This is a genomic window from Pseudomonas sp. GW821-FHT02H09, from assembly GCF_059421425.1.
The window spans coordinates 147,597-172,355 of the sequence record NZ_JBWKVA010000007.1; the positions used below are offsets into that span (position 1 = coordinate 147,597).

The following is a 24,759-nucleotide window of genomic DNA, read 5'->3' on the forward strand; positions in this document are numbered from 1 at the left end:
GCACCGATAGGATTGTAAGAATTGATGACTTAGCCTAACGTCGGTGCAACAAGCCGTCTTGCGACATAAGGCCAATCAATGCCGACTAACGGACAACGTGGACTCGAACGGCAAATTCCCGCTCTGACGGCATTGCCGCGCCCGCTGTATGCCCGGGCTGAAAGTCTCAGCGCCGGCTCATGGACGCCGGCTCATCGCCACGACTGGGTGCAGTTTTCCTACGCGATCAGTGGCGTACTTGGCGTGCATACCGCCGAGGGCAGCTTCTTTGCGCCGCCACAGTGGGGGATCTGGATTCCGGCTGACCTGGAGCATCACGTGGTGACCTCGATGCGTGCGGAAATGCGTAGCCTCTATGTGCGCCGCGAAGATTGCGCATGGGCCCCTGAGCGTTGCCGGGTGCTGGAAGTGACGTCGCTGGCGCGGGAGTTGATCAAGAGTTTTTGCCAATTGCCGGTGGATTATCCACAGGGCAACACTCGTGAAGCGCGCCTGGTGCAGGTGCTGATGGACCAGTTGGCGAGCTTGCCTGAGGTCGGCTTCTCCTTGCCGCTGCCACGCCATCCACGCCTGCTTGGGCTGTGCAACGAGTTGATCGCCAGCCCTGAGCAAAGCGTCACGTTGCACGAGTGGGCTGAGCATCTGGGGACATCGGAGAAAACCTTGATGCGGCTATTTCAGCGTGAGACGGGTCTGAGTTTCCGCAGCTGGCGTCAGCGTATGCGCTTGTTGTCGTCATTGCGCACATTGGAGGAGGGCGACAGCGTGACCACTGCTGCGCTGTCGTGTGGCTATGACTCGACCTCGGCGTTTATTGCGGCGTTCAAGGGGTTGTTCGGATTTACCCCGGGAGAATTGTTCAAACAGTGAAAGCGCTAAAAGAGCGATCGCTCCCACGCAGCGCGTGGGAGTGTAGCGATGGACGCTCCAGCGGCGCTTTTGAAGCGTGACGCGGAGCGTCAGCGGAGGCATTCCCACGCAGAGCGTGGGAACGATCAGGCTCTCAAGTGCGGAACCTTCTCACCAAAACATCCAGCTCATTGGACAACCCTGCCAGGCTCCGGGAGTCCAGTTGCGCCGAGTTGGCCAGTTCGGCCACCAGCTGCGCATCGCCATGGATCTGGCTGATGTGGCGGTTGATGTCTTCAGCGACCTGGTGCTGCTCCTCGGCGGCCGTAGCGATCTGGGTGTTCATGTCGCGGATCACGTCCACCGACTCACGGATCTGCCCGAAACTGCTACGCGCCAGCCCGATGCGGCTGACGGACTGTTGCGACACTTCAAGGCTGGCGTGCATCTGCTGCGTGACCTGACTGGTGCGCTTGGCCAGATTGCCCAGCAGGCCGTCGATCTCGGCAGTCGAGTCGGCGGTACGCTTGGCCAGGGCTCGCACTTCATCGGCAACCACGGCAAAACCGCGACCTTGCTCACCCGCACGGGCGGCTTCAATGGCCGCGTTCAAGGCCAGCAGGTTGGTTTGCTCGGCGATGGAGCGGATGGTGCCGAGAATCGACTGGATGTCATTGCTGTCGCGCTCCAGTTGCTGCATCGACTGCGCTGACTGCTCGATCTCCTGGCTCAACTGATCAACGCTGCTGACCGCGGCATCGATCTGTTGCTGACCTTCGCGGGCCTGGCGCTGACCACTGTCGGCCGATTCGGCGGCCTGGCTGCAAGAGCGCGCGACTTCGTTGGCGGTGGCGACCATTTCGTGGAACGCGGTGGACACCATGTCCACTGCTTCGCGCTGGCGTCCGGCGGCTTCGGCCATGTCGCTGGAGACCTGGGTCGAGCTCTTGGAAGTGGCGAGGATCTTGTTCGCTGCCTGGCCGATGTTCTGGATCAGGTTACGGATCGCTGCCAGGAACTGATTGAACCAGTTGGCCAGTTGCGCGGTTTCATCGCTGCCACGGATCTGCAGGTTCTGCGTCAGGTCGCCTTCACCCTGGGCGATCCCTTCCAGACCGCTGGCGACGCTGCGGATCGGCCGCACGATCAGGCTGGCGAAACTGGCACCGACCACGGCGAAGATCACCGCCAACACCGTGGCGATGATTGCGATCAACCAGGTCAGCTGGGTCGCCGAACTCATCACTTCGGTCTGTTTGATCAGGCCGATAAAGGTCCAGCCCAGCTGTTCCGATGGCCAAACGTTGGCCATGTAGTGCTCGCCGTTCAGTTCGACTTCCACCAGGCCTTTGCCGGCCTTGGCCAGTTGCGCATAACCATCACCCAGGCTGCTCAGGGCTTTAAAGTTGTGCTCCGGTTGCTTGGGATCGACCAGCACCGTGCCGGTGTTTTCCATCAGCATCAGGTAACCGGTATCGCCAAGCTTGATCTGTTTGACGATTTCGGTGAGCTGTTTGAGCGTCACGTCGATACTTACCACGCCGCCCGTGGCACCCAACTTGTTGCCGATGGTGCGCACGGTACTGACGTAGGTCGTGTCGTCGGCGGCATAGTAATAAGCTTCTGTGCGAAACGGTTTGCCCGGATTGGCCATGGCGGCCTTGTACCAGGGGCGCTGACGCGGGTCGTAGTTGTTCAGCTTCGCTTCGTCAGGCCAGGAGACGTAACCGCCAGCACTGGTGCCCACGATCGCATAGGCGTAAGACGGATGGCTGGTGCCTATGCTCTCGAGCAGGGTAAAAATCTGTTTGTCCATCTCCCCTTGGGGAATGTCCGCCGCGTTGGCGCTGATGTAGGTTTTGAGGCTGTCATCGCTGTTTTTGATCAGCGGCTGGTTGGCCAGATAGTTGACGTTCTGGCTGATGCTATCGAAAAATATTTGCATGGCGTTGCTGACCTGACGAATCTCACGGCCGCTGCCGTCGACGAAAGCGTCTTTCGCATCGCTGCGCAGGTTCAGCACCACCAGGGTGGCGACCAGTACGACCGGCAAGCAGGCGATGATTGCAAACGCCCACGTCAGTTTTTGTTTGATGTTCATCCGCGCTCCAGATTTTTCTTATAAGCCCACGAAGTGCTGATGACTCGCGGATTAACGGCAGCCGTAAAGCCTTGCGGTGTTTTTTGCAGTCTCTTGCATCCTGCGACGTGCGCGGCCTCCATCAAGGAGATCCAGTGCGGTACGCTGGCGTCTTTATTCTGATTGTCAGACAAAATAGGTTTGTCTCTGATGACTTCGGCTGATTGGAGAGAAAATTGAGGCTCTTCAAAAAAAATCCTGCACTGGCCTGGTGACCCGGTCTCAGCTTGTGTCACAAATGCCCTCGTATCGGGCCGCTAACAAGGGCAGGACTCTCGGCTATGATTCTGTGCGGTCGACCGATGTCGACCGGTTTCTCTGATTAATCTGGCACATTGAGTGCATCTGAGGTGTTCATAGGTCGGCAACCCCTCCCCGCTGTGAGAGGATTGCCGTATAACGAGTGACATTCGCGTGTTTGGTAATAAAGGACCCACAATAAAAGCTGATGAAGACTCCAAAACGCATTGAACCCCTGATCGAGGACGGTCTGGTCGACGAGGTGCTGCGCCCACTCATGAGTGGTAAAGAAGCAGCTGTTTATGTGGTGCGCTGCGGTAACGAGTTACGTTGCGCCAAGGTTTACAAGGAGGCGAATAAACGAAGTTTTCGTCAGGCGGCCGAGTACCAGGAAGGTCGCAAGGTGCGCAACAGCCGGCAGGCTCGAGCGATGGCCAAGGGCTCCAAGTTCGGTCGTAAAGAAACCGAAGACGCCTGGCAGAATGCCGAAGTGGCTGCATTGTTCCGTCTGGCCAGTGCCGGCGTGCGGGTTCCCAAGCCGTACGACTTCCTTGAAGGCGTGCTGCTGATGGAGCTGATCGCCGATGAATACGGTGACGCGGCGCCACGTTTGAACGATGTGGTGCTGGAACCGGATCAGGCGCTTGAGTATCACGCTTTCCTGATTCAGCAGATCGTGCTGATGTTGTGTACCGGTCTGGTGCACGGCGACCTGTCCGAGTTCAACGTACTGCTGACGCCGACGGGTCCTGTGATCATCGATCTGCCGCAAGCAGTGGACGCGGCGGGCAACAACCATGCGTTCAGCATGCTGGAGCGGGATGTCGGCAACATGGCGTCCTACTTCGGGCGTTTTGCTCCGCAGTTGAAAGGCACCAGGTATGCCAAGGAAATGTGGTCCTTGTATGAAGCCGGCACCTTGCATCCGGCCAGCGTGTTGACCGGCGAGTTCGACGAACCGGAGGAGCTGGCGGACGTCGGCGGCATCATGCGCGAGATCGAAGCCGCACGGTTCGATGAAGAGCGTCGGCAAGCGGTGCGCGCCGCTGACGATGCGCCACCGGGCAAAACCGAAGAGCCGCCTCCACCCTGGATGCAGTGATTGGGTAAAAAAATCCGGCCTCGGCCGGATTTTTTGTGGAGGGTGTTTTCTCACGACGCGGCACATTTCCTGTAGCAGCTGCCGCTAGGCTGCGTTCGGCTGCGAAGCAGTCGTAAAATCAGGCACTGCGGTATTCCAGGCGAACCGTGGAAGCAGGATTTGCGACTGCTTCGCAGCCGAACGCAGCCTCGTAAGCTCGGCAGCTGCTACGGATCGTATAGCGGCTTCAGGCAACACCCTTCTCACAGCATCCCCCCGAGGCCAGCTCCTTGAGGATCGGGCAGTCGGGTCGATGGTCGCCGTGACAGTGTTCGACCAGGTCTTGCAGCGTGTCGCGTAACTGCCCCAGTTCGCGGATCTTCAGGTTCAGCTCCTCGATATGCTGACGAGCCAGCGCCTTGACGTCGGCGCTGGCCCGCTGCCGATCCTGCCACAGGGTCAGCAGCTTGCCGACCTCTTCCAGCGAGAACCCCAAATCCCGTGAACGTTTGATAAAGGCCAGCGTGTGCAGGTCGACGTCACCGTACACGCGGTAGCCGCTGTCGGTGCGATGGGCCGCTTTGAGCAGGCCGGTCGACTCGTAATAACGGATCATCTTCGCGCTCAGGCCGCTCTGACGGGCTGCTTGGCCGATGTTCATTCAGCGTCCTCCAGGTCGTTGGGTTTCCAGGTTTTCAACAGTAGCGCATTGCTCACTACGCTGACGCTGGACAATGCCATGGCGGCGCCAGCCAGTACCGGATTGAGCAGACCGAACGCCGCCAGCGGGATCCCGATCAGGTTATAAACGAAGGCCCAGAACAGGTTCTGGCGAATCTTCGCGTAGGTCTTGCGGCTGATCTCCAGCGCCGCCGGCACCAGCCGCGGATCGCCGCGCATCAAGGTGATCCCGGCAGCATGCATGGCGACATCGGTGCCGCCGCCCATGGCGATGCCGATATCGGCTGCCGCGAGGGCCGGGGCATCGTTGATGCCGTCTCCGACCATGGCCACCACGCCCGTCTTTTTGAGATCGGCGACGGTGGCGGCTTTATCGGCTGGCAGCACTTCGGCGTGTACGTCGCGAATCCCCAGCGCTTGGGCGACGACCCGAGCGCTGCCACGGTTATCGCCTGTCAGCAGGTGGCTGCTGATATCGCGGGCGTTGAGCGCTTGCACGGCTTGCAGGGCGCCGGGCTTGAGGGTATCGCCAAACGCGAACAGGCCGAGCACACGAGGTTGCGGGCTTTGTTCGATTAGCCAGGACAAGGTCCGGCCTTCGATTTCCCATGCTTGAGCGGATTCTTTCAGTATTCCGGCGTTCAAGCCGCTTTCCTCCAGCAGGCGACGGTTGCCCAGTGCCAGTTTTCGGCCGTCAAGTGTGCCGGCGATACCGCGCCCGGTCAGGGACTGGCTGGCGCTGACATTGGCCACGGGCAAATTACGCTCGGCGCAGGCGTCCAGCACGGCTTTGGCCAATGGGTGTTCACTACCGCGTTGCAGCGCACCGGCCAGTTGCAAGAGTGTGCCTTCGTCACCGTCGATGGCACTGAGGTGGGCGATTCGTGGCGTGCCGCAAGTCAATGTGCCGGTCTTGTCGAAGACCACCGCGCTGACTTCATGGGCGCGTTCCAGTGCTTCGGCGTCTTTGATCAGAATGCCGTGGCGGGCTGCAACGCCGGTCCCGGCCATGATCGCCGTCGGCGTTGCCAGGCCCAGCGCGCAAGGGCAGGCGATGACCAATACCGCCACCGCATTGATGACGGCAATCTCTAGCGGTGCGCCATACAGCCACCAGCCAATTAGCGTTGCCAGGGCCAGCAATAGTACGACGGGCACGAACACCTGGCTGACTTTATCCACCAGTTTCTGGATCGGCGCCTTAGCGGCCTGGGCGTCTTCCACCAGACGAATGATTCGCGCCAGCACGGTTTCCGCGCCGAGTGCCAGGGTGCGCACCAACAGGCGACCTTCTCCATTGATTGCGCCACCGGTGACTTTGTCGCCGGGCTGTTTCGGTACTGGCAGGCTTTCGCCGCTGATCAGCGCCTCATCGGCATGGCTCTGACCTTCGAGCACCTCGCCATCCACCGGGAAACGCTCGCCGGGTTTGACCATGACCAGATCCTGGAGGCGCAAGTCGCTGATGGCGACGTCCTGTTCGCGGCCGTCGATGACTTGAATCGCCCGTTCCGGACGCAAGGCTTCAAGGGCGCGGATGGCGCTGGCGGTCTGGCGTTTTGCGCGGCTTTCCAGGTATTTGCCAAGCAGCACCAGAGCGATGACCACTGCCGACGCTTCGAAATACAGGTGCGGCATGCTGCCGGCGGTGGCAGTGGCCCATTCATAAAGACTCAGGCCATAACCGGCGCTGGTGCCCAGCGCCACCAGCAAGTCCATGTTCCCGGCGCCGGCCCGAACGGCCTTCCAGGCGGCGATATAAAAGCGCGCACCGAAGATGAACTGCACCGGCGTCGCCAAGGCAAATTGCGCCCAGGCGGGGAGCATCCAGTGCAGACCGAAGGGTTGCACCAGCATCGGCAACACCAGCGGGAGTGCCAGGATGATTGCGAGCAACAAGGCCCAGCGTTCGCGATGCAAACGCTGTTCCTGATCGGTGAAAGTCGATTGTTCGCTTTGCCACAGGCTGGCGGAGTACCCGGCGTTGCTGACGGCTGTGATCAAGGTCGCGGGATTGATCTGGCCAAGCAGTTCGAGGTGGGCACGTTCATTGGCCAGGTTGACGCTGACGCTCTTCACCCCGGCGACTTTGCCCAATGCTCGCTCGACTCGCCCGACACAAGAGGCGCATGTCATGCCACCGATGCTCAGTTCCAGGCTCTGGGCCGGAACGCTGTAACCAGCCAGCTGCACAGCTTCCATCAACGCCGGGAGGCTGTCGCTCGGCGCCTGGACGCGAGCCTGCTCGGTGGCCAGGTTGACGCTGACGGCGCTGGCACCGATGACCTTGCTCAAGGCGCGTTCCACACGCCCGGCACAACTGGCGCAGGTCATGCCGGCAATCGGCAGATCGAAGGTGGTTGATTCGGGCATGGGCAGTACTCCCTGTAGAAATTATCTACAGGATCAACCTTGCCATGCTGGCAAGGTCAAGCGCCAATTTGCGGACACAGAATAACTGTAGGAGCAGCCGGTCGACGCTCGATTGCTTGCGATGGACGTTAACGATAACGCGTACTCATTGAAGAAACGCGTCAAGTTCATCGTCGGAACGCCGCCCGGAGCAAGCTCGCTCCTACAGGGCGGTGATTAATACTCCAGCGACGCCTGTTTCAGGTACATGCCTGCCTGGGTCATGGCGATGCGGAATTTGACAATGTCGCCCGCCTTGAGGGTGATGTTCTGCGGCCCCGAAGCCAGCATCCCGGGGTTGCAGCCCGGCGCCTGGCCCGGCAGCAACTTGAGTCGTAGTGAAACGTTGCCCGGTGGCAAATTGAACGAAGTGCTCTGCTCCTGGAACAATCGCGCAGATAACTGATCCTGTATGTACACGCCGATCTCGCACGAGGTCGCGACTTCCAGGCGTTCGCGGGAAATAATCAACACGCCGTAATCTGTTCCGGCGGCGCTGGTCGTTTGCGCGACACCGAAAAGGCTGAGGAGGCTGAATAGGCTAAAGGCTGACCAGCGCATGGCTGAATCTCCTACTGTCGTTTCATTGATGACGCAGCTTGGCCGAGCAGGGCGCCGATTGCCAGCCCGGCAGATCACTTCAGAACTTGACCTTGCCATCGTGGCAAGGTCGAGGATGGTCACATCCCTCATTAAAAGGAGAAGTGTGATGCAAGTATTCAACGTTCAAGGTATGTCGTGCGGCCACTGCGTTCGGGCCATTACTCAGGCGCTACAGGCCAAGGATCCGGCGGCCAGTGTTCGTGTCGATCTTGCTGCGAAAGAGGTGGGTGTTGAAAGCGCTCTGTCGGCGGATGAAGTGATCAACCTGATCAGCGAAGAAGGCTACGCAGTGACGCTCGCCTGAGTCTTTTTATTAGTTAGCGACCTATCGGAATGTTCAAGGCGTCCAAGCGCGGCTAGACTGTCGGGCTGCTGACTGACGTTCAACTGGATGCCTGATGAACTTTCGCACAATCCTGATTCTTGGTGCCTTGAGCGCTTTCGCACCGCTGGCGATCGATTTTTATCTGCCGGGTTTTCCGGCGATGGCGGTCGCTTTCGGTACTGATGAAAAACATATTCAGCTAACGCTGGCAGCTTATTTTCTCGGCTTGTCTATCGGGCAACTGGCCTATGGCCCGGTGGCGGATCGCTTCGGTCGGCGGATTCCGCTGCTGGCCGGGGTCACGCTGTTCACCCTGGCGTCGCTGGCTTGTGCCTTTGCGCCTGGTCTCGATTGGCTGATCGGCGCGCGCTTTGTCCAGGCCTTGGGCGGCTGCGCGGGGATGGTGATTTCCCGGGCGGTGGTCAGCGACAAATGCGATGCGGTGGGGTCGGCCAAAGTCTTCTCGCAACTGATGCTGGTGATGGGCCTGGCGCCGATCCTCGCGCCGATGCTCGGCGGGCTGATGGTCAACCTCTATGGCTGGCAGTCGATCTTTATTGCGCTGACATTGTTCAGTGCCCTGTCCGCACTGGCCGTGGCACTGGGACTGCCGGAAAGCCTGCCGGCCAGTCAGCCGCGCCAACCGTTGTCGGGTGCCTTGCGCCAATATGGTCGCTTGCTGTCAGACAAAGTCTATCTCGGACATGCCTTGACCGGCGGGATTGCGATTGCCGGGATGTTTGCCTATATCGCCGGTTCACCCTTTGTCTTCATCAAACTCTACGGCGTACCGGCTGAGCACTTCGGCTGGTTGTTCGGCAGTAACGCGGCGGGTTTCATTCTGGTAGCGCAGATCAATGCGCGGTTGCTGTCCAGGCGTGGGCCGGCCTTTTTGCTGGCGCGTACGGTGTGGATTTATCTGGCGGCCGGTTTAACGCTGCTGGGCGTCAGTGCGTTGCACACGACTCAGTTGTGGCCGCTGCTGGTGCCGCTGTTTATCTGCATCGCGAGTTTGGGCTGCATCATCCCCAATGCTTCGGCCTGCGCCATGAGTGGTCAAGGCGCACGGGCGGGCAGCGCCTCGGCCATGCTGGGATGTCTGCAGTTCAGTGTTGCCGCCGGGGCGGCGTCACTGGTAGGTGTTCTGCATGATGGCAGCGCAATGCCGATGGCTATGGTGATCAGTCTGTGCGGGATTCTTGCGGTGAGCGTGGCGATGGTCACTCGCCGACTGCAAAACGCCCGGACCGCAGCACAAGCGGCTGCCTGACTCAGCCAGCAGTGTACTGTTGTCTGTCGGGAAATCGATGGGGAGCCTGGAGCCGCGTTTCCAGTGTATGGGCAAAGGCGCGGGCTTCGGCTTCACTACGGAAGGTCACCGCGTGTTGGTCGAGCCGGACCTGCCATTGAGGGCCTTGGGGTTTTGCCAGTTCTTTTATCAGGATCTTCATTGCTGACCTCCTCACGTAAAAGACAACATTGCAAAGACCTAGAGTGTAGACCCGAATGCGGTCGCAGATATGACGCAGGTCAAGTCTCTGACTGACGGTGTCATCCGCATCCCGCTCAGGTTGCGGATGACTGCGATGTCCCTGCGCTTTAGAAGCCTTCGAGCACGATCTTGCCTTTGGACTTGCCGCTTTCCAGCAGTGCGTGGGCACGCCGCAGGTTGGCCGCGTTGATGGTGCCGAAGTGTTCGCCGACGGTGGTTTTCAGGGTGCCCGCATCGATCAACTCAGCCACGCGGTTGAGCAGCTTGTGCTGTTCGAGCATGTCTGTGGTTTCGAACAGCGAACGGGTGTACATGAACTCCCAATGCAGCGACAGGCTCTTGCGCTTGAGCTTGGTGACGTCCAACGCCTTCGGATCATCGATCAGCGCCAGTTTGCCTTGGGGCGCCAGCGCTTCGACCAATTGGTCCAGGTGCTGATCGGTTTGCGTCAGGCTGGCGACGTGGGTCACGTGAGTCTGGCCGGCACGCTTGAGTTCTTCGCTTAGCGGCTGGCTGTGATCGATCACCAGATCGGCCCCCAGTTCATGCACCCAGCTCCGGGTTTCGGGGCGTGACGCGGTGCCGATCACTCTCAACGCCGTGAGCTGGCTGGCCAGTTGAGTCAGGATCGAACCCACGCCACCGGCGGCACCGACAATCAGCAGGCTTTGGCCCTGATCGGTTTTGCCTTCACTGACTTGCAGCCGTTCGAACAGCAACTCCCACGCGGTAATCGCGGTCAGCGGCAATGCAGCGGCTTGCGCGAAGCCGAGGGTTTTTGGCATGTGGCCGACAATCCGCTGGTCAACGACGTGCAGCTCGCTGTTGCCGCCGGCACGGGCAATGGACCCGGCGTAGAACACTTTGTCGCCAGCCTTGAACAGACTGACTTCGCTACCGACGGCTTTGACCACGCCAGCCACATCCCATCCCAATACCTTAGCGGTGCCACCTTCGGGCTGGACGTTCTGGCGGACTTTGGTGTCCACCGGGTTGACCGAGATGGCTTTGACTTCAACCAGCAGATCCCGAGGGCCGGCTACCGGTTCTGGCAGCTCGATGTCTTGCAGGGATTTTGGGTCGTCAATGGGTAAGGACGTGTAGTAGGCAACGGCTTTCATGGGAGCTCCTGAAGGGTAATAGCGCTGAAAGGCAATAGTTCGATAGGTGGATCATTGGTTATTTCTCTTGAAGATAAAACCCGCTAAAACAGCAGTCTCTTTCAATATTTTTTTGATAATCGGCTGGTGATAGACGATGTTGCGTTTCGATGACTTGCAGTTGTTCGTGCGCGCGGCGGACCTGGGCAGTTTGTCTGCGGCGGCGCGGGTGATGGATATGTCGGCGGCGGTGGCCAGTGCCGCGTTGAAACGTATCGAGCAGCAATTGGGTGCCCGGCTGCTGGCGCGTTCGACCCGCAGCCTGCGGTTGACGGCCGAGGGCGAAGGCTTTCTTGAGTACGCCAGGGCCGCGTTGAGTAACCTCGATGAGGGCCGGCGTCTGCTGACCAGCGGGCAGGATCAGGTGAGCGGGATCTTACAGCTGTCGGCGCCTTCCGATTTCGGGCGCAACGTGTTGCTGCCCTGGCTGGATGAGTTCCAGCGTGAGCACCCCAGGCTCACCGTACGTTTGTTGCTGGGCGACCGGATTGCCGACCTGTTCCGCCAGCCGGTGGATATCGCTCTGCGTTACGGTGAGCCGGAAGACTCAAGCCTGGTGGCGTTGCCGATTGCACCGCAGAACCGTCGGGTGTTGTGTGCGGCCCCCAGTTATCTGGCCCGGCGGGGTGAGCCCCGGCAACTGGAGCAATTGGCCCAGCATAATTGCCTGCTATTCATGCTCGGCAGTCGGGTTCACGATCACTGGAGTTTTCATGACGGCAAGCGCGAAGTGGGCCTGACCGTTAGCGGCGATCGCTTCAGTGACGATGCCGATGTGGTGCGCTTATGGGCCGTGGCGGGTGCAGGGATTGCCTACAAGTCCTGGCTTGATGTGGCCGCCGATGTGCTGGCCGGGCGTTTGCGAGTGCTGATGCCGGAATTGTCATGTGAGCGTGCGCCGCTGAATTTGTTGTGCGCCCATCGCGCGCAATTAAGTAAACCGGTGAACTTGTTGCGTGAAATGATTAAGTCACGTTGCGAGACGATATCCAGCCAATGTCCAACATTGTTTGTCTCTGATGATTAACCGCCATAAGACGTCTGTGCCCTGGGTTTAAAGAGTCGTTAACAGATGCGGGCAGGTCGCATCCAGCAATAGCCCTGGTAAACGATCCCGCACACTCGATTTGCAGACTATCGAATCGGGGGAGAGGACATGGGGATTCAAGGATATAGCGCTGCTGAGCGTCTGGAACGGTTACCCATCAGTGGTTACCACCGAATCATTTTCATCATCATTGCCCTGGCGTTTTTCTTCGACTCCATGGACCTGGCAATGATGACCTTCCTGCTTGGCTCGATCAAAGCCGAGTTTGGACTGAGCACGGCGCAGGCGGGGTTGCTGGCCAGTTCGAGCTTCTTCGGCATGGTCCTGGGGGCGTCCTTGTCCGGTATGTTGGCCGATCGTTTCGGCCGCAAGCCGGTGTTCCAGTGGAGCATTGTGTTATGGGGCCTGGCGAGCTACCTGTGTTCCACGGCGCAGACGATCGAGATGCTTACGCTATTCAGAATCCTGTTGGGGATCGGCATGGGCATGGAGTTTCCGATTGCCCAATCAATGCTCTCCGAGTTGATTCCGGCCAAGGGGCGGGGACGTTACATCGCGTTGATGGACGGCTTTTGGCCCCTTGGGTTTGTAGCGGCGGGAATTCTTTCCTACTTCCTGTTACCCGTCATTGGCTGGCGTGACATTTTTCTGGTGTTGGCGGTGCCGGCGGTGTTTGTTCTGGCTATCCGCTTCTTCATTCCGGAGTCACCGCGCTGGCTGGAACAGGCCGGGCACCACGACTCAGCAGACAAAGTATTGCTGCGCATCGAGGACCGGGTTCGCGCCTCGTTGAAACGGGCTGATTTGCCTGAGCCGATTCGCCTGCCGCGCATCGTCATCCACCCCGTGACCTTCTTTTCGGCATTCCGCGAGCTATGGTCGCCACTCTATCGCCAGCGCACGATGATGATCTGGAGCGTCTGGTTCTTTGCTCTGCTGGGCTTTTACGGCCTCACTTCCTGGCTCAGCGCGTTGCTGCAGCAGTCGGGTTTTGCCGTGACGCAGTCGGTGTATTACACCGTGCTGATTTCCCTCGGCGGGATCCCTGGCTTTTTGATGGCAGCGTGGCTGGTGGAGCGCTGGGGGCGCAAACCCGTGTGCATCGTGACCTTGCTCGGTGGCGGGATCATGGCGTTCTTTTACGGGCAAAGTGCGGTGTTTGGCGGCAATGTCAGCCTGCTGATTGGCTCGGGCTTGCTGATGCAGTTCTTTCTGTTCGGTATGTGGGCGGTGCTTTATACCTATACACCCGAGCTGTATCCGACGTCGGCGCGGGCTACCGGATCAGGCTTCGCCTCGGCGATCGGTCGGATTGGTTCTTTGCTCGGGCCGATGGTGACCGGGCTGGTATTCCCGATCACCGGGCAGGGCGGTGTATTCGCCTTGGGTGCACTGTGTTTTGCGACCGCCGCAGCGGTGGTCTGGCTGTTCGGGATGGAGACCCGGGGCAAGACGCTGGAGGAGTTGAGCGAGGCGGTTGCGGGGTAGGTCTGTCAGGGCACACCACGTTATCGTTCATCGCGGGCAAGCCTCGCTCCTACAGGTACATGCGGTCCGTAGGAGCGAGGGGCGCCCAGTCCTTGCCCGCGGCGTCCTGTTTGACGACGTTTCCAACTACCTGAACAACGCCGCCTGCCCCTCAGGCGATGTAAACATTCCATCCTCGTCATGCCCAACCCCGGGCACTTCGATCAGGCGCTGACTCAGTCCTTGAGGATGGCGCCGCCTCAGATAGTCAAAATAATTGTGCCCTCGAATCAATCGATAAGCGCCCTGGGTTTGGGCCTCACAACTTTTATCCAGCGTCGGATGATGCGGGTCGATGTCTTGCTTCCCCAGTAGATAAACGATGTCACGTTTGACGTAGTTTGCCTCCAGCTGCGCAGGCGTCTGCCCGCTTGCATAGGCGGGTAAATCCGTTAGCCCGTACTTCCAGTGGTTAAATGCCGGACAACTGGCGTGATTGAACGCGACTGGCCGTTTTTCATCGAAATACGCGTACGACGAGGGATTGACGATCACATAACGCACCTTCACGCCGGCGGTCTTGATGGCTGGCTGATCATGGCTCAGCAGCGCGTAGCGCTGAACCACCTGAGCGCCGCCGGAGTGGCCGGCGATGACGATTTCCTTCACATCCGGAAACTGTTGTCGATCGACGAGTCGGGCGACGATTTCGTCGATAACTGCGTAGGAACTCAGAGGGTGCGGAGCTGAGGACAAGCCGCCGGCCATCCAGTCATTGCCCTGCCAGCGCAACATGCTGTCGGGCAACTGATGGCGGGCGATATCGGATTCATTGAGAAACTGTGGTGCGATCACCAGTGTGGTCGCGCTTTGCCCGGCCTGCTCGGCTGCGCGTTCGGCACTCCGACGGTAGGTTTCAGCATTGCGTAAATGGCCATGAATGATGATCAGCACGCGTTCGATCTTCGTCGGCGCAGGGCCGATGTCCACGGTCATCTCGCCGGCTTCCAACTGCAAGCGCCCGGGGCTGATCTCCTTGACCCCGTGCTCGGCAGCCTGGCTGCCGATGCAGATGACCAACAGGCCCAGAAACGTCAGCCATCGAGCGATCATTTACAGGTCTTTCACAGCGAAGGTATCGCACTGGCTGATCTGGCCCTGGGCGAACCCGGTCTTGAACCAGCGAACCCGTTGTGCCGAGGTGCCGTGAGTGAAGGAGTCCAGTATTACGCGGCCCTGACCCTGCTGTTGCAAGCGGTCGTCACCGATGGCATTGGCTGCGTTCAGCGCTTCTTCGATGTCTCCCGGCTCGAGCCAGTTCAGACGTTTTTGCGCATTGTTGGCCCAGACACCGGCCAGGCAGTCGGCCTGTAACTCCTGACGCACCAACAGACCACCGTCGCCCTCCATCTGCCGACCCTGGTGCCGAGCAGCCTGGATCTTGGCAGAGACGCCGAGCAAGGTTTGTACGTGATGGCCGACTTCGTGGGCGATGACATAGGCCTGAGCAAAGTCGCCCGCAACGGAGAAACGTTGGGACATCTCCCGGAAGAAACTCATGTCCAGATAAACCTTCTGGTCCGCCGGGCAATAGAAGGGGCCGGTGGCGGAGCTGGCGAAGCCACACGCGGAGTTCACCCCGTTGCTGAACAGGGTCAGCGTAGGGTACTTATATTGGCGTCCGGCCTGCTGGAAAATTTGCCCCCAGGTGTCCTCTGTATCGCCGAGGATGGCGCGGACGAATTCTGCTTGCTCATCTTTGGCCGGCAGTGCCTTGCGCATCTGTTGGGTGGTGGCCGCTTGCTCGGTCAGCTGGCCGGATAGTTGCCCGAGAATCTGCATCGGATCCTGGCCGGTCAGCCAGCCGATGCCGACTATCAGCACGACGGCAGTCAGGCTCAGGCCCTTGCCACCACCGAAGCGCATCCCACTGCCGCCCTCGCCAGTATCGTCACCGCGAGCATCCACCACGTTGTCGCTGCGTCGACCTTTTTTCCATAGCATGTGGGAATCCTCTCTTAATCTGGTGATGAGTGTTGCTGGTGAGTGGCGCTGGCGCCAGTCCGGCCGTCCGGCGTTTGCCGCGAACGGTGGTATTCGCGGCAACGATTTCGTCGTCGCCGAGAAATATTCAGCGTTCCATAGAACACAGGCGACCCATCAAATTCCGTCGGGTGACGGGTTTTATTAAGGAGGGCAGAACGTCTGCTTCGAGAGGGCTGGTCGATCTCCTATTCGTAAGCGGTGGCACCGGCGATATGTCGACCGGCAATGTAGCCAAAGGTCAGCGCCGGGCCGAGATTGATGCCGCCGGCCGGGTAGTAGCCGCCCATGATGCTGGCCATGTCGGTACCCGCAGCGTATAGCCCGCGGATCGCCTGGCCGGTTCCATCGAGCACTTGGGCGTGTTCATTTACTTTGAGTCCGGCGAAGGTGCCGAAACACCCCGGCTGGACTTTCACTGCATAGAACGGACCTTGTTCGATGGGGGCGACGCAGGGGTTGGGCTGCTGCAATGGGTCGCCCTGTTTACGGTTATAGGGTGTCGAACCGCGGCCGAACTGCGGGTCGTCGCCGTGTCGCGCATGCTGGTTGTAGTGCGACAGGGTGGAGCGCAGGCCCTGCTCGTCGATACCGCAGGCGTGGGCCAGTTCCTCGAGGGTGTCGCCGGTCTTGAGGTAACCCGAGCGAATAAACGGCGCCACCGGCAAGGGAAAGGGACGAGAGATGCCGAGACCATAACGACGCTGGAAACGATGGCTGCAGATCAGCCAGGATGCGACTTCCTCACCTTGTGGGGCTGCTTCAACCATCGCCGTGACATAGTCGTAGTAACCGTTGGCTTCGTTGACGAAGCGTTGGCCATTGCTCAAGACACCGATGATTCCCGGCTTGCCGCGCTCGATAATGTGCGGGAAGTGGCCGATCCTGCCGTCCTTGTACGGCACTTGCGAGACCGGGGCCCAGGCGACGGGGGACTCGAGATCGGTCTTGACCTGCGCGCCGACGCTTTCGCCCAGCCGCAGCCCGTCGCCTGAAGCGCCAATAGGCGGCAATGCCAGATGCTCGTGGCCGGTGGGTGTGCGCGGGAACAGTGCTTTACGTCGCTCTATGTCGTTGGGGAAACCACCCGCGGCCAGCACCACGGCTTTGCGGGCGCGGATGTGGAACGTGCCCTTGGCGGTACTGACTATCGCACCGCTGACCTCATCTCCCTCGCGCAGCAGTTCTGTGACTGGTGCCGACTCCCAGAGCAGCACGCCGAGGTCTTCAGCCGATTTTGCCAGGCGTGCGATCAGCGCGACGCCGTTGACCAGTTGCATGGCGCGACCGTGCCGCGCGAGGTCAAACACATGTCGGCTCAAGCGCTTGACCACATGCAGTGCCGCAGATGGCGAGCGGGTCAGGTTGAGGAACGCCGAGAGGTCAGCACCGGCCATGATCGGCATGCCCATGAATGAGGTTTCACGCAGGGTTTTGCGCAGGCGTTTGAGCAGTTTGCCGACCAGGCGACCATCATAGGGCGCGGCGATGACCGAGCGCCCGCCGGTGCCGGCACCGGGAGTGTCGCCATGGATATCGGCGATGGCGTTGCCGTCGGCGAATTGCAGCGAGGTGTGGCGCTCGAAAAACGACACCATGTGTGGCCCGGCTTCGAGGAAGGCGTCGATCAGCGCCGGTTCATAGCGTTCACCCAGTTCGTGCTTGAGGTAGGTGCGCGGCAGTTCCACATCTTCGACGATACCCGCGCGTTGGGCCAAAGGGTTGCACGGCACCCACATCCAGCCACCCGACCAGGCGCTGGCGCCGCCGAACACCTCGTCCTTTTCGACGACGATGACTTTCAGGCCATGCCAGGCTGCTGTGACGGCGGCTGCCAGACCCGCCGCGCCAGAGCCGACGATCAGCACGTCGCAGTCGATTTCTTGCTGGGAGGAGGCGGCAGGCATCGTGGCAGAACTCCAGAAATATTCAGTAGATTGTTATTTTGTGGAACTTGGTTCCAAAATATACGTAGTCGAATTAGAAACAGCAAGTGACGGGCTACCGACTGATTTCACTCTGGAACGCAGTTCCAGGTTTCGTATTCGGTGTGTTGTCTTCTAGAATCACGCAAATTTCGTCTGGACCCCAACCATGGCCGGCAGTCAAATCGAACGTGTTTTCAGCGTTCTGGAAAGTCTCACCAGTGACCCGCGGGGCCTGCCGATGCAGACCCTGGCAGAGCAACTGGACATCCCGAAAAGCGCCACCCATCGTCTGCTCGCCGAGCTGATTCGCTTGGGCTATGTGCGGCAAAACCCAGACAATCTGCGTTATCACCTGTCAACCAAACTGGTCGCGATGGGCTTTCGTTACCTGGCGAGCAGCGGTGCGGACATCGTTCAGCCAGTGCTTGATCGCCTCGCTCAGGAAACCGGTGAGCTGGTGCGTCTGGGGGTGATCGAGGGCGAGCGTCAGACCTGGATTGCCAAGTCTCAGGGGGCGCGCTCCGGCCTGCGCTACGACCCGGACATGGGCCGTGAAGCGCCGCTGTTCTACACCGCTTCCGGGCATGCCTGGCTGGCTTGTCTGAGCGATGCCGAGGCCTTGTCGCTGGTTGAGCGACAAGCAGCGCACGTTCCAGCGGAGCTGGGGCCGAACGCGCCACGCTCCAATATCGAACTGCTCGAGCGTTTGCGATTGGCGCGTGAACAGGGCTATGCCTGGGTCGAGGAAAGCTCGGCGGTCGGTACCTCGGCGATTGCCGCGGTGGTACGTCATCCGGTGGATGGGCGGGTGGTCGGCGTGCTCAGCGTCGCCGGGCCGAGCGCGCGGCTGCCGCAGGCAAGGCTGCATGAGCTGGCGCCGCTGCTGTTGAAGTTTGCGCACGAGTTGTCGGCGGCGAGCCAGGCGTCTGAACTCTTCAGCTGAACCTTTCGGGTTGACCTCAAACCTGTAGCAGCTGCCGAAGGCTGCGTTCGGCCGCGTAGCGGACGCAATCGGGTTTCCTCGTTTCACCTGACGAATCGCGGTTAACCTTCTTACGACCGCTTCGTCCGGATGCGGCCCAGATCGAACGCAGCCTTAGGCAGCTGCTACGCGGGCGAATCGTCTTCAAATCTGTTCGCTGTTCGCCCAGCATTTTGTTTTTCTCTTGATTGAAACTGGAACTGAGTTCTAAATAATTTGAGTTCAGCGTCCCGAGAACAATCACAAGAGGATTTCCGCTTTGAACCCGCCACTTCGCATCGCTCTGATCGGCGCCGGCAACATGGGCCAGCAGCATTATCAACACCTCAAACATCTGCCCGAGGCCACATTGTGCGCGGTGGCCGATCCCGGGTCTCAGGCCGTGGGCATCGCGGCGCAATGGGATGTGCCGTATTTCGCGGATCATCGGCAGATGCTCGAGCAGGTACGGCCTGAGGCGGTGATCGTCGCCAACCCGAACAACCTGCATGTCGGCACGGCGCTGGATTGCCTGGCGATGGGCGTGCCGGTGCTGCTGGAGAAACCGGTAGGCGTGCACATGGACGAAGTGCGCGAGCTGGTTGCCGCCTCGAAAGCTACGGGGGTGCCGGTGCTGGTGGGGCATCATCGGCGACACAATCCGCTGATCGTCCGCGCCCATGAACTGGTGCGCAGCGGCGCGCTGGGACGGCTGACCACGGTCACCGCGCTTTGGCAATTGCAAAAGCCCGACAGCTATTTCGAGACCCCCTGGCGTCGCGAACCCGGCGCCGGGATGCTGCTGACCAACCTGATCCATGACCTCGATTTGCTGCGCCACCTGTGTGGTGAAGTGCGCCAGGTTCAAGCCATTACCAGCAACGCGGTGCGCGGTTTTGCCAATGAAGATTGCGCGGCGGTGTTGCTGCAATTCGACAATGGCGTGCTCGGCAGCCTGACCGGCTCCGACGCGGTGGCGGCGCCCTGGAGCTGGGAACTGGGCTCCGGTGAAAACCCGATTTATCCACGGCAGTCCGATCAACCCTGCTATTTGTTGGCCGGGACCGGCGGCGCGTTGAGCATCCCGCAGCTCAAGCGTTGGCAGTACGCCGAGGCCGGTGCCGGGTGGCATCAGCCGTTGCTGGCGGTGCAGGAAAGCTTCACCGCGGATGAGGCGTTGCGTCTGCAACTGCAGCACTTCGTCCGGGTTGTGCGAGGTGAAGTGGAACCGTTGGTGAGTGTCGCCGACGCCGCTCGCACTCTGGCGCTGATTGAAGCGATTCGTGAAGCCGCCGAAACCGGTCGTGCTTGCGCCCCAGCCCACATTGGATGAAGTGACGATGATGAACGAACGCGTTTTTTCTCTGGCAGCCCTGACCGTTCTTGAGCTTTCACCGCCCGAGATGGTCGAAGTCGCAGCCCGCGCGGGCTACAGTCATGTTGGCTTGCGCGTAGTGCCGGCGACGCCTGAGGAGCATCACTTCCCCTTGGTCGGCGATACCGGTTTGCGCCGTCAGACGATGGCGCGGCTGCGCGATACCGGCATACAGGTGCTGGATGTCGAGATCCTGCGGCTCAAACCGCAGACCTGCGTCGCTGATTTTGAGGCGATCATCGCTGTGGGCGCTGAACTGGGTGCCAGTGAATTGCTGGTCGCCGGTAACGATCCTGATGAACGTCGACTCACCGACAACGTTGCGTCGTTGTGTGATCTGGCCGGTCAATACGGTTTGCATCTGCATCTGGAGTTCATGCCCTGGACCGATGCGCGCAACCTCGAGCAGGCTGTGCGCATCATTGAAAACGCCGACCGCGAGAATGGTTGCGTGCTGGTGGATGCTTTCCACTTCGACCGCTCGGGATCGCGCCTGGAGGATCTGGCCAGGGTCGCGCCGTCCCGGCTGCGTTATGCACAACTTTGCGATGTGGCGGGACCGCGACCGGACGATATGCAGGAAATCCTGCGCCAGGCGCGTAATGAGCGGCGTTTCCCTGGTGATGGCGAGTGCGATTTGCTCGAGCTGTTGCGTTGTTTGCCAGGCAATCTCCCTTTGAGTCTGGAAGTCCCCACCGCGCGGTTGTTGGAGCAGGGTGTGAGTGCCTTGCAGCGGGCGCAGATGGCGCTGGACAAGACCCGGGTGTTGTTGGAAAACCTATAGCTGATCGTTCCCACGCTCTGCGTGGGAAAGCATACCGTGACGCTCTGCGTCACTTTGGAAGCGGACGCAGAGCGTCCATGGATGCGTTACCACGCGGAGCGTGGGAATGATCAATGAAGAGAATCCCATGACCCTCAGCACACCCCTTTCCGGCGTCAATAAGCCCTTTAAAGGCATTGTGTTGATCGTCGTGGCGACCTTTCTGTTTTCCAGTCATGACGCGTTGTCGAAGTTCCTCTGTGGTTTCTATCCGGTGGTGATGGTGGTCTGGGCGCGTTATCTGGTTCATACGTTGCTGATGGCCGGCATCTTTGTGCCGCAGTCCGGCCTTCGGGTGTTGCGCACCAAGCGGCCGCTGCTCCAATTGCTGCGGGCGCTGTGCCTGCTCAGTACCAGCCTGTTGTTCACCACGGGATTGCTGTTCATCCCGTTGGCCGAAGCTACGGCGGTGAACTTTCTTGCTCCGGTATTGGTGACAGCCTTGTCGGTGCCGTTGCTGGGTGAGAGGGTGACGCGTGGCCAGTGGGTGGCGGTGCTCTGCGGCTTTATCGGGGTTCTGATCATCGTCCACCCCGGCGGTGAACTGTTCACCCCGGCGGTGCTGTTGCCATTCTGTTCGGCGCTGTTTTTCTGCTTCTATCAGTTGCTGACGCGCAAGCTCAGCGAGTACGACAGTCCAACCACCAGCAACTTCTTCGCCGGCCTGTGCAACACCTTGGTGATGAGCGCGTTGGTGCCGTTCTTCTGGCAAGTACCGAGCTTCAGTCATGGCTTGCTGATGCTGGCGCTGGGCGGTTGCGGCATGACCGCTCACTTGTTCCTGACCCAAGCCTTCCGTCATGCGGCGCCTGCGTTGCTGGCACCCTTCAGCTATTGCCAGATCGTTTTTGCCGGCCTGTTGGGTTGGTTGCTGTTCAAGCACACCCCTGACCTCACCACTCAGATCGGGATACTGGTGATCTGCCTGAGTGGCCTGGCCGCAGCGTGGCAACAACGCCGCCGCTGACATCGATCAAAACCTGAAGCGCACTACCAGGCTTTGCAACCCGGCCGCCAGCCGTGACAGCTCGTGGCTGGTAGCGCTGGTCTGGGTGGACGCACCGGCGCTTTGCAGGGACAGGTCGCGGATATTCAGCAGGTTGCGGTCGACCTCCCGAGCCACCAGGGCCTGTTCCTCGGAGGCGCTGGCGATTACCAGATTGCGCTGGTGGATCTGCGCCATGGTCCGGGTGATTTCAGTCAACGCCTGACCCGCATGTTCGGCGATAGCCAGGGTGTGGGCGACGCGTTGGCTGTTGCTATGCATTGATAGCACCACGCTGTCAGTACCGCCCTGAACCCGGGCGATCATCTGTTCTACTTCCCGGGTCGATTGCTGAGTGCGATGAGCCAGAGCGCGAACCTCGTCGGCAACCACGGCAAAGCCGCGTCCCGCCTCACCGGCCCGTGCGGCCTCGATGGCGGCATTGAGGGCGAGCAGGTTGGTCTGTTCGGCAATGGCGCGGATCACATCGAGCACCTTACCTATTTCCCGCGACTGTCCGGCCAGGTCCTGGACCTGATGCAGGGCCGATTGCACGTCGTTGCTCATTGCCCGGATAGCATCCAGAGTCTCGGCGACTCGTGTCTGACCGCGGGTCGCTTCGAGGGTCGATTGGCCCGTGGCGTCGGAGGTCGAGACTGCATTGCGTGCGACCTCTTCAACGGCGGCGGTCATTTCATTGACCGCTGTGGCGGCCTGCTCGATTTCGTTGTGTTGCTGCTGCAAACGGTTGGAGTCTTGTTCCGTGCTCTGGCTCATTTGTCCGGCCGCGCTGGCCAGTTGCGTAGACGTGCCGCTGATCAATTGCAGGGTTTCGCGCAGGCTGGTTTGCATACTCGCCAAGGCCCTGAGCAGGCGTGCGGTCTCATCGGTGCCGAGGCTCTGGATAGGGCTGCTCAAGTCACCGTGGGCGACCAGCTCGGCGATCTGAACGGCCTGACGAATCGGGATGACGATGCTGCGAATCAACAGCCAGGCCAGGCACAACGTCAGCAGGGCAACGGCGATCAACGCACCGATCACGGTCATTTTCACTTGGGAATAGAGTGTGTCGGCATGGCTGGCCGACTGGCTGACTTCATTGGCCGTAAGGCTCATCAGTTCGGCGAACTGATCGCCGGTGCGGGTCGAGTAATCCTGGATCTTGCCGTTGAGCAGCGCGCTCATTTCCTCGCTGCGGTTTTGCCCGGACAACTGTTCGTACTGATCCAGCGCCTGACGGTAACTCTGCACGGTATTGACGAATTGTTGGTATTGCGGGCGATTGTAGTCGCCGACCAAGGGCGCGAACCGACCCATAGCCTGCTCCAGCCAGCCTTCTACCAGATGCAGGCGGGCGATGGTCGCGTCGAGTACTTTGGGCTCGCGATTCAGAGCCATGCGCAGGCTGAGCACCCGAATGCTCAGAATATAGTCGCGGATCTCCCCCAGATACCGGGTGCTGGGCAGGGAAACGTTTTCTGTATGTTGACCGGTGGCGCGAACCTCAGCGACCTGCTTGAGGGCGAATAACCCTTGCAGCAGGACCAGCAGGGCGATCAGGCCGAAGCTGATCAACGCGCGTTTGGCGATGCTCAGGTTGCCAGGCGACATGGTGTGAGTTCCTTGGGCGCAAGAGAAAAAAGAGGGGGGGCAAGTGAGGGGGGAGGGGCATGTACGCAGGCCTGGAGCCCAGGCCTGCGTGGAGGTGGATCAGTCTTCGATTTTCGGGATCTTGCGCGGTGCCATGAAGTACATCCAGATCAGCGCAATGAAGTACATCGCCGGGATCATGGTGAACAGCACGGTGTAGTTATTATGGGTGGTGGTCAGGATGTAGCCGACCAACTGGGTCATGAACATCCCGCCGATGGCCGCGCACATACCGCCGAAGCCGAACACCGTACTCATCATGTGCTTGGGTGTGTAGTCCATCACCAGGCTCCAGATGTTTGCGGTCCAGGCCTGGTGTGCGCCGATGGCCAGGGAGATAGCGAACACCGCGACCCACAGATTGCTCGAGCCTGCAGCCATGATCACGCCGATGATGCAGCAAGCGAACAGCAGCATCGACATCAGCCGCGCTTTGATCGGGTTGATTCCGCGACCGATCAGGAACGAAGACAGAATGCCGCCGCCGACGCTGCCAAAGTCGGCGGTCAGGTAAATGATGATCAGCGGGATACCCATTTGGGTCACGTTGATGCCCAGATTGTATTGCTGGTTCAGAAATGGCGGCAGCCAGTACAGGTAGAACCAGAACACGGGCGCGGTGATCGCGTAGGCCAGGGCGAAAGCCCAGGTGCCACGCATGCGCAGGATTCGCGAGAAGGGTACGGAAGGTTGTTCCGGCTCGACTTCCTTCTGGATGTAGTCCAGTTCGGATTGTTTTACCGAGGGGTGATCTTCCGGGTTGAAGTATTTCAGGCCCCAGAACATCAGCCAGATCGCGCCCAGTGCCGACATGCAGAGGAACGCGGCTTGCCAGCCCCAGACCTGCAGGATCAGCGGCAGCAGCATCGGCGTGAACATCGCACCGACGTTAGTGCCGGCGTTGAAGATGCCAGTCGCTACTGCACGCTCGCCAGCCGGGAACCACAGCCGGGTGGTTTTAACGCAGGCCGGGTAGTTGGCGGCTTCGGTCAGGCCGAGAATGAACCGACAGACCATAAAGCCCGCTGCCGAGGTTGCCAGGCCATGGGCGCCAGTGGCCAGGCTCCAGAGCAGCACGGCGAAGAAGAACACCCGTTTCACGCCGATCCTGTCGATCAACCGTCCTTGCAGGACGAAGCCAACGGCGTAGCCGACCTGGAACCAGAAGTTGATGTTGGCGTAATCCATCGCTGTCCAGCTCATTTCCTTGGCCAGGATTGGCTGCATCACGCCCAGTGCGGCGCGGTCGATGTAGTTCAGCGTGGTGGCGAAAAACACCAGTGCCAGCATGCCCCAGCGGGTCTTGCCAACAGACATTGCTGCGCGAATCTTGTCACCTACGCCGCCTCTGGCGACGCCCAGATCTGGGGCCATGCGTGAGCTTTGAGAAGGAATCATGTGTGCCATCCGTTCAATGACTGACGAGCATTGCTCGTCGGGACTTCAAGGGCGCGTGATCAATCGTCAGGGTGCGCGGGCTTACGCAGGGCGAACTC

Annotated in this window: 22 protein-coding genes and 1 pseudogene; 11 read left to right on the plus strand and 12 right to left on the minus strand. The window is 60.1% G+C overall.

Annotation, left to right across the window (positions count from 1 at the left end; translation table 11 throughout):
* Positions 1–78: 78 nt before the first annotated feature.
* Positions 79–870 (plus strand): AraC family transcriptional regulator, encoded by a 792-nt coding sequence (locus AC07VR_RS11505; RefSeq protein WP_495011290.1) that lies wholly within the window; start codon positions 79–81, stop codon positions 868–870.
* A 133-nt stretch (positions 871–1,003) separates the two neighbouring features.
* On the opposite strand, the gene AC07VR_RS11510 is transcribed toward AC07VR_RS11505, so the two are convergent.
* Together AC07VR_RS11510 and AC07VR_RS11515 are read right to left on the minus strand one after the other, a co-directional pair.
* Positions 1,004–1,771, minus strand: a complete 768-nt coding sequence (locus AC07VR_RS11510; protein ID WP_494993631.1) for a methyl-accepting chemotaxis protein — start codon at positions 1,769–1,771, stop codon at positions 1,004–1,006.
* A gap of 90 nt (positions 1,772–1,861) precedes the next feature.
* Positions 1,862–2,950, minus strand: a pseudogene (locus tag AC07VR_RS11515) (cache domain-containing protein); the annotation flags it as partial.
* Positions 2,951–3,437: 487 nt separating this feature from the next.
* On the opposite strand from AC07VR_RS11515, the gene AC07VR_RS11520 reads away from it, so the two are divergent.
* Positions 3,438–4,331 carry a PA4780 family RIO1-like protein kinase gene (locus tag AC07VR_RS11520; RefSeq protein WP_495011291.1) on the plus strand — a complete coding sequence of 298 codons (894 nt, stop codon included), beginning with the start codon at positions 3,438–3,440 and terminating at the stop codon, positions 4,329–4,331.
* 226 nt (positions 4,332–4,557) lie between these two features.
* On the opposite strand, the gene cueR is transcribed toward AC07VR_RS11520, so the two are convergent.
* The 3 genes from cueR to AC07VR_RS11535 form a co-directional block, all read right to left on the minus strand.
* Positions 4,558–4,971, minus strand: coding sequence for a Cu(I)-responsive transcriptional regulator (gene cueR / locus AC07VR_RS11525; RefSeq protein ID WP_495011292.1), 414 nt, complete (start codon positions 4,969–4,971; stop codon positions 4,558–4,560).
* Positions 4,968–7,364: a heavy metal translocating P-type ATPase gene (locus AC07VR_RS11530; RefSeq protein WP_495011293.1), complete on the minus strand. Its 2,397-nt coding sequence runs from the start codon at positions 7,362–7,364 to the stop codon at positions 4,968–4,970. The genes cueR and AC07VR_RS11530 overlap by 4 nt, the downstream gene beginning before the upstream one ends.
* Positions 7,365–7,580: 216 nt before the next feature.
* A complete protein-coding gene (locus AC07VR_RS11535) occupies positions 7,581–7,964 on the minus strand; it encodes a hypothetical protein (protein ID WP_494993547.1) in 384 nt (127 codons plus the stop codon).
* Between the two features lie 148 nt (positions 7,965–8,112).
* Between AC07VR_RS11535 and AC07VR_RS11540 the strand changes: the two genes are divergently transcribed.
* A complete protein-coding gene (locus tag AC07VR_RS11540) occupies positions 8,113–8,310 on the plus strand; it encodes a heavy-metal-associated domain-containing protein (RefSeq protein WP_494993548.1) in 198 nt (65 codons plus the stop codon).
* Between the two features lie 94 nt (positions 8,311–8,404).
* The gene (locus tag AC07VR_RS11545) at positions 8,405–9,601 is read left to right on the plus strand and encodes a multidrug effflux MFS transporter (protein ID WP_495011294.1); all 1,197 of its coding nucleotides are present in this window, start codon (positions 8,405–8,407) and stop codon (positions 9,599–9,601) included.
* 1 nt (position 9,602) lies between these two features.
* Here the strand turns inward: AC07VR_RS11545 and AC07VR_RS11550 are convergent, their stop codons facing one another.
* Together AC07VR_RS11550 and AC07VR_RS11555 are read right to left on the minus strand one after the other, a co-directional pair.
* Positions 9,603–9,782, minus strand: coding sequence for a hypothetical protein (locus AC07VR_RS11550; RefSeq protein WP_494993550.1), 180 nt, complete (start codon positions 9,780–9,782; stop codon positions 9,603–9,605).
* Positions 9,783–9,930: 148 nt separating this feature from the next.
* The gene (locus AC07VR_RS11555) at positions 9,931–10,944 is read right to left on the minus strand and encodes a zinc-binding alcohol dehydrogenase family protein (protein WP_495011295.1); all 1,014 of its coding nucleotides are present in this window, start codon (positions 10,942–10,944) and stop codon (positions 9,931–9,933) included.
* Positions 10,945–11,080: 136 nt separating this feature from the next.
* Here AC07VR_RS11555 and vimR point away from each other — a divergent pair, with 136 nt between their 5' ends.
* Together vimR and AC07VR_RS11565 are read left to right on the plus strand one after the other, a co-directional pair.
* Positions 11,081–12,010, plus strand: coding sequence for a transcription regulator VimR (gene vimR / locus AC07VR_RS11560; protein WP_494993552.1), 930 nt, complete (start codon positions 11,081–11,083; stop codon positions 12,008–12,010).
* A gap of 129 nt (positions 12,011–12,139) precedes the next feature.
* Positions 12,140–13,519 carry an MFS transporter gene (locus tag AC07VR_RS11565; protein ID WP_494993553.1) on the plus strand — a complete coding sequence of 460 codons (1,380 nt, stop codon included), beginning with the start codon at positions 12,140–12,142 and terminating at the stop codon, positions 13,517–13,519.
* 126 nt (positions 13,520–13,645) lie between these two features.
* Here the strand turns inward: AC07VR_RS11565 and AC07VR_RS11570 are convergent, their stop codons facing one another.
* Together AC07VR_RS11570 and ypfJ are read right to left on the minus strand one after the other, a co-directional pair.
* The gene (locus AC07VR_RS11570) at positions 13,646–14,611 is read right to left on the minus strand and encodes an alpha/beta hydrolase (protein WP_494993554.1); all 966 of its coding nucleotides are present in this window, start codon (positions 14,609–14,611) and stop codon (positions 13,646–13,648) included.
* Entirely contained in the window at positions 14,612–15,502 is an 891-nt protein-coding gene (ypfJ, locus tag AC07VR_RS11575; protein ID WP_494993555.1) for a KPN_02809 family neutral zinc metallopeptidase, read from the minus strand.
* On the opposite strand from ypfJ, the gene AC07VR_RS11580 reads away from it, so the two are divergent.
* Positions 15,501–15,689 (plus strand): hypothetical protein, encoded by a 189-nt coding sequence (locus AC07VR_RS11580; protein ID WP_494993556.1) that lies wholly within the window; start codon positions 15,501–15,503, stop codon positions 15,687–15,689. The genes ypfJ and AC07VR_RS11580 overlap by 2 nt on opposite strands.
* A 40-nt stretch (positions 15,690–15,729) precedes the next feature.
* Here AC07VR_RS11580 and AC07VR_RS11585 read toward each other — a convergent pair whose 3' ends face one another.
* On the minus strand, positions 15,730–17,448 hold the full coding sequence (locus tag AC07VR_RS11585) for an FAD-dependent oxidoreductase (RefSeq protein ID WP_495011296.1): 1,719 nt from the start codon (positions 17,446–17,448) through the stop codon (positions 15,730–15,732).
* A gap of 187 nt (positions 17,449–17,635) precedes the next feature.
* Between AC07VR_RS11585 and AC07VR_RS11590 the strand changes: the two genes are divergently transcribed.
* From AC07VR_RS11590 to AC07VR_RS11605, 4 genes are all read left to right on the plus strand, one after another.
* Complete coding sequence (locus tag AC07VR_RS11590) at positions 17,636–18,412, plus strand: IclR family transcriptional regulator (protein ID WP_495011297.1); 777 nt, start codon at positions 17,636–17,638, stop codon at positions 18,410–18,412.
* 298 nt (positions 18,413–18,710) lie between these two features.
* Entirely contained in the window at positions 18,711–19,763 is a 1,053-nt protein-coding gene (locus AC07VR_RS11595; protein WP_495011298.1) for a Gfo/Idh/MocA family protein, read from the plus strand.
* A gap of 10 nt (positions 19,764–19,773) precedes the next feature.
* A complete protein-coding gene (locus tag AC07VR_RS11600; RefSeq protein WP_495011299.1) occupies positions 19,774–20,589 on the plus strand; it encodes a sugar phosphate isomerase/epimerase family protein in 816 nt (271 codons plus the stop codon).
* Positions 20,590–20,716: 127 nt separating this feature from the next.
* Complete coding sequence (locus AC07VR_RS11605; RefSeq protein ID WP_494993561.1) at positions 20,717–21,595, plus strand: DMT family transporter; 879 nt, start codon at positions 20,717–20,719, stop codon at positions 21,593–21,595.
* 6 nt (positions 21,596–21,601) lie between these two features.
* On the opposite strand, the gene AC07VR_RS11610 is transcribed toward AC07VR_RS11605, so the two are convergent.
* Positions 21,602–23,224 carry a methyl-accepting chemotaxis protein gene (locus tag AC07VR_RS11610; protein ID WP_495011300.1) on the minus strand — a complete coding sequence of 541 codons (1,623 nt, stop codon included), beginning with the start codon at positions 23,222–23,224 and terminating at the stop codon, positions 21,602–21,604.
* A gap of 99 nt (positions 23,225–23,323) precedes the next feature.
* Positions 23,324–24,661 carry an MFS transporter gene (locus tag AC07VR_RS11615; protein WP_495011301.1) on the minus strand — a complete coding sequence of 446 codons (1,338 nt, stop codon included), beginning with the start codon at positions 24,659–24,661 and terminating at the stop codon, positions 23,324–23,326.
* Positions 24,662–24,759: the final 98 nt, after the last annotated feature.

Bases quoted from the DNA above. Each gene is read 5' to 3' on its own strand.
- AC07VR_RS11505 (WP_495011290.1), top strand. From the start codon at position 79: ATGCCGACTAACGGACAACGTGGACTCGAACGGCAAATTCCCGCTCTG.
- AC07VR_RS11510 (WP_494993631.1), bottom strand. From the start codon at position 1,771: ATGGCCGAAGCCGCCGGACGCCAGCGCGAAGCAGTGGACATGGTGTCC.
- AC07VR_RS11520 (WP_495011291.1), top strand. From the start codon at position 3,438: ATGAAGACTCCAAAACGCATTGAACCCCTGATCGAGGACGGTCTGGTC.
- cueR (WP_495011292.1), bottom strand. From the start codon at position 4,971: ATGAACATCGGCCAAGCAGCCCGTCAGAGCGGCCTGAGCGCGAAGATG.
- AC07VR_RS11530 (WP_495011293.1), bottom strand. From the start codon at position 7,364: ATGCCCGAATCAACCACCTTCGATCTGCCGATTGCCGGCATGACCTGC.
- AC07VR_RS11535 (WP_494993547.1), bottom strand. From the start codon at position 7,964: ATGCGCTGGTCAGCCTTTAGCCTATTCAGCCTCCTCAGCCTTTTCGGT.
- AC07VR_RS11540 (WP_494993548.1), top strand. From the start codon at position 8,113: ATGCAAGTATTCAACGTTCAAGGTATGTCGTGCGGCCACTGCGTTCGG.
- AC07VR_RS11545 (WP_495011294.1), top strand. From the start codon at position 8,405: ATGAACTTTCGCACAATCCTGATTCTTGGTGCCTTGAGCGCTTTCGCA.
- AC07VR_RS11550 (WP_494993550.1), bottom strand. From the start codon at position 9,782: ATGAAGATCCTGATAAAAGAACTGGCAAAACCCCAAGGCCCTCAATGG.
- AC07VR_RS11555 (WP_495011295.1), bottom strand. From the start codon at position 10,944: ATGAAAGCCGTTGCCTACTACACGTCCTTACCCATTGACGACCCAAAA.
- vimR (WP_494993552.1), top strand. From the start codon at position 11,081: ATGTTGCGTTTCGATGACTTGCAGTTGTTCGTGCGCGCGGCGGACCTG.
- AC07VR_RS11565 (WP_494993553.1), top strand. From the start codon at position 12,140: ATGGGGATTCAAGGATATAGCGCTGCTGAGCGTCTGGAACGGTTACCC.
- AC07VR_RS11570 (WP_494993554.1), bottom strand. From the start codon at position 14,611: ATGATCGCTCGATGGCTGACGTTTCTGGGCCTGTTGGTCATCTGCATC.
- AC07VR_RS11580 (WP_494993556.1), top strand. From the start codon at position 15,501: ATGTGGGAATCCTCTCTTAATCTGGTGATGAGTGTTGCTGGTGAGTGG.
- ypfJ (WP_494993555.1), bottom strand. From the start codon at position 15,502: ATGCTATGGAAAAAAGGTCGACGCAGCGACAACGTGGTGGATGCTCGC.
- AC07VR_RS11585 (WP_495011296.1), bottom strand. From the start codon at position 17,448: ATGCCTGCCGCCTCCTCCCAGCAAGAAATCGACTGCGACGTGCTGATC.
- AC07VR_RS11590 (WP_495011297.1), top strand. From the start codon at position 17,636: ATGGCCGGCAGTCAAATCGAACGTGTTTTCAGCGTTCTGGAAAGTCTC.
- AC07VR_RS11600 (WP_495011299.1), top strand. From the start codon at position 19,774: ATGAACGAACGCGTTTTTTCTCTGGCAGCCCTGACCGTTCTTGAGCTT.
- AC07VR_RS11605 (WP_494993561.1), top strand. From the start codon at position 20,717: ATGACCCTCAGCACACCCCTTTCCGGCGTCAATAAGCCCTTTAAAGGC.
- AC07VR_RS11610 (WP_495011300.1), bottom strand. From the start codon at position 23,224: ATGTCGCCTGGCAACCTGAGCATCGCCAAACGCGCGTTGATCAGCTTC.
- AC07VR_RS11615 (WP_495011301.1), bottom strand. From the start codon at position 24,661: ATGATTCCTTCTCAAAGCTCACGCATGGCCCCAGATCTGGGCGTCGCC.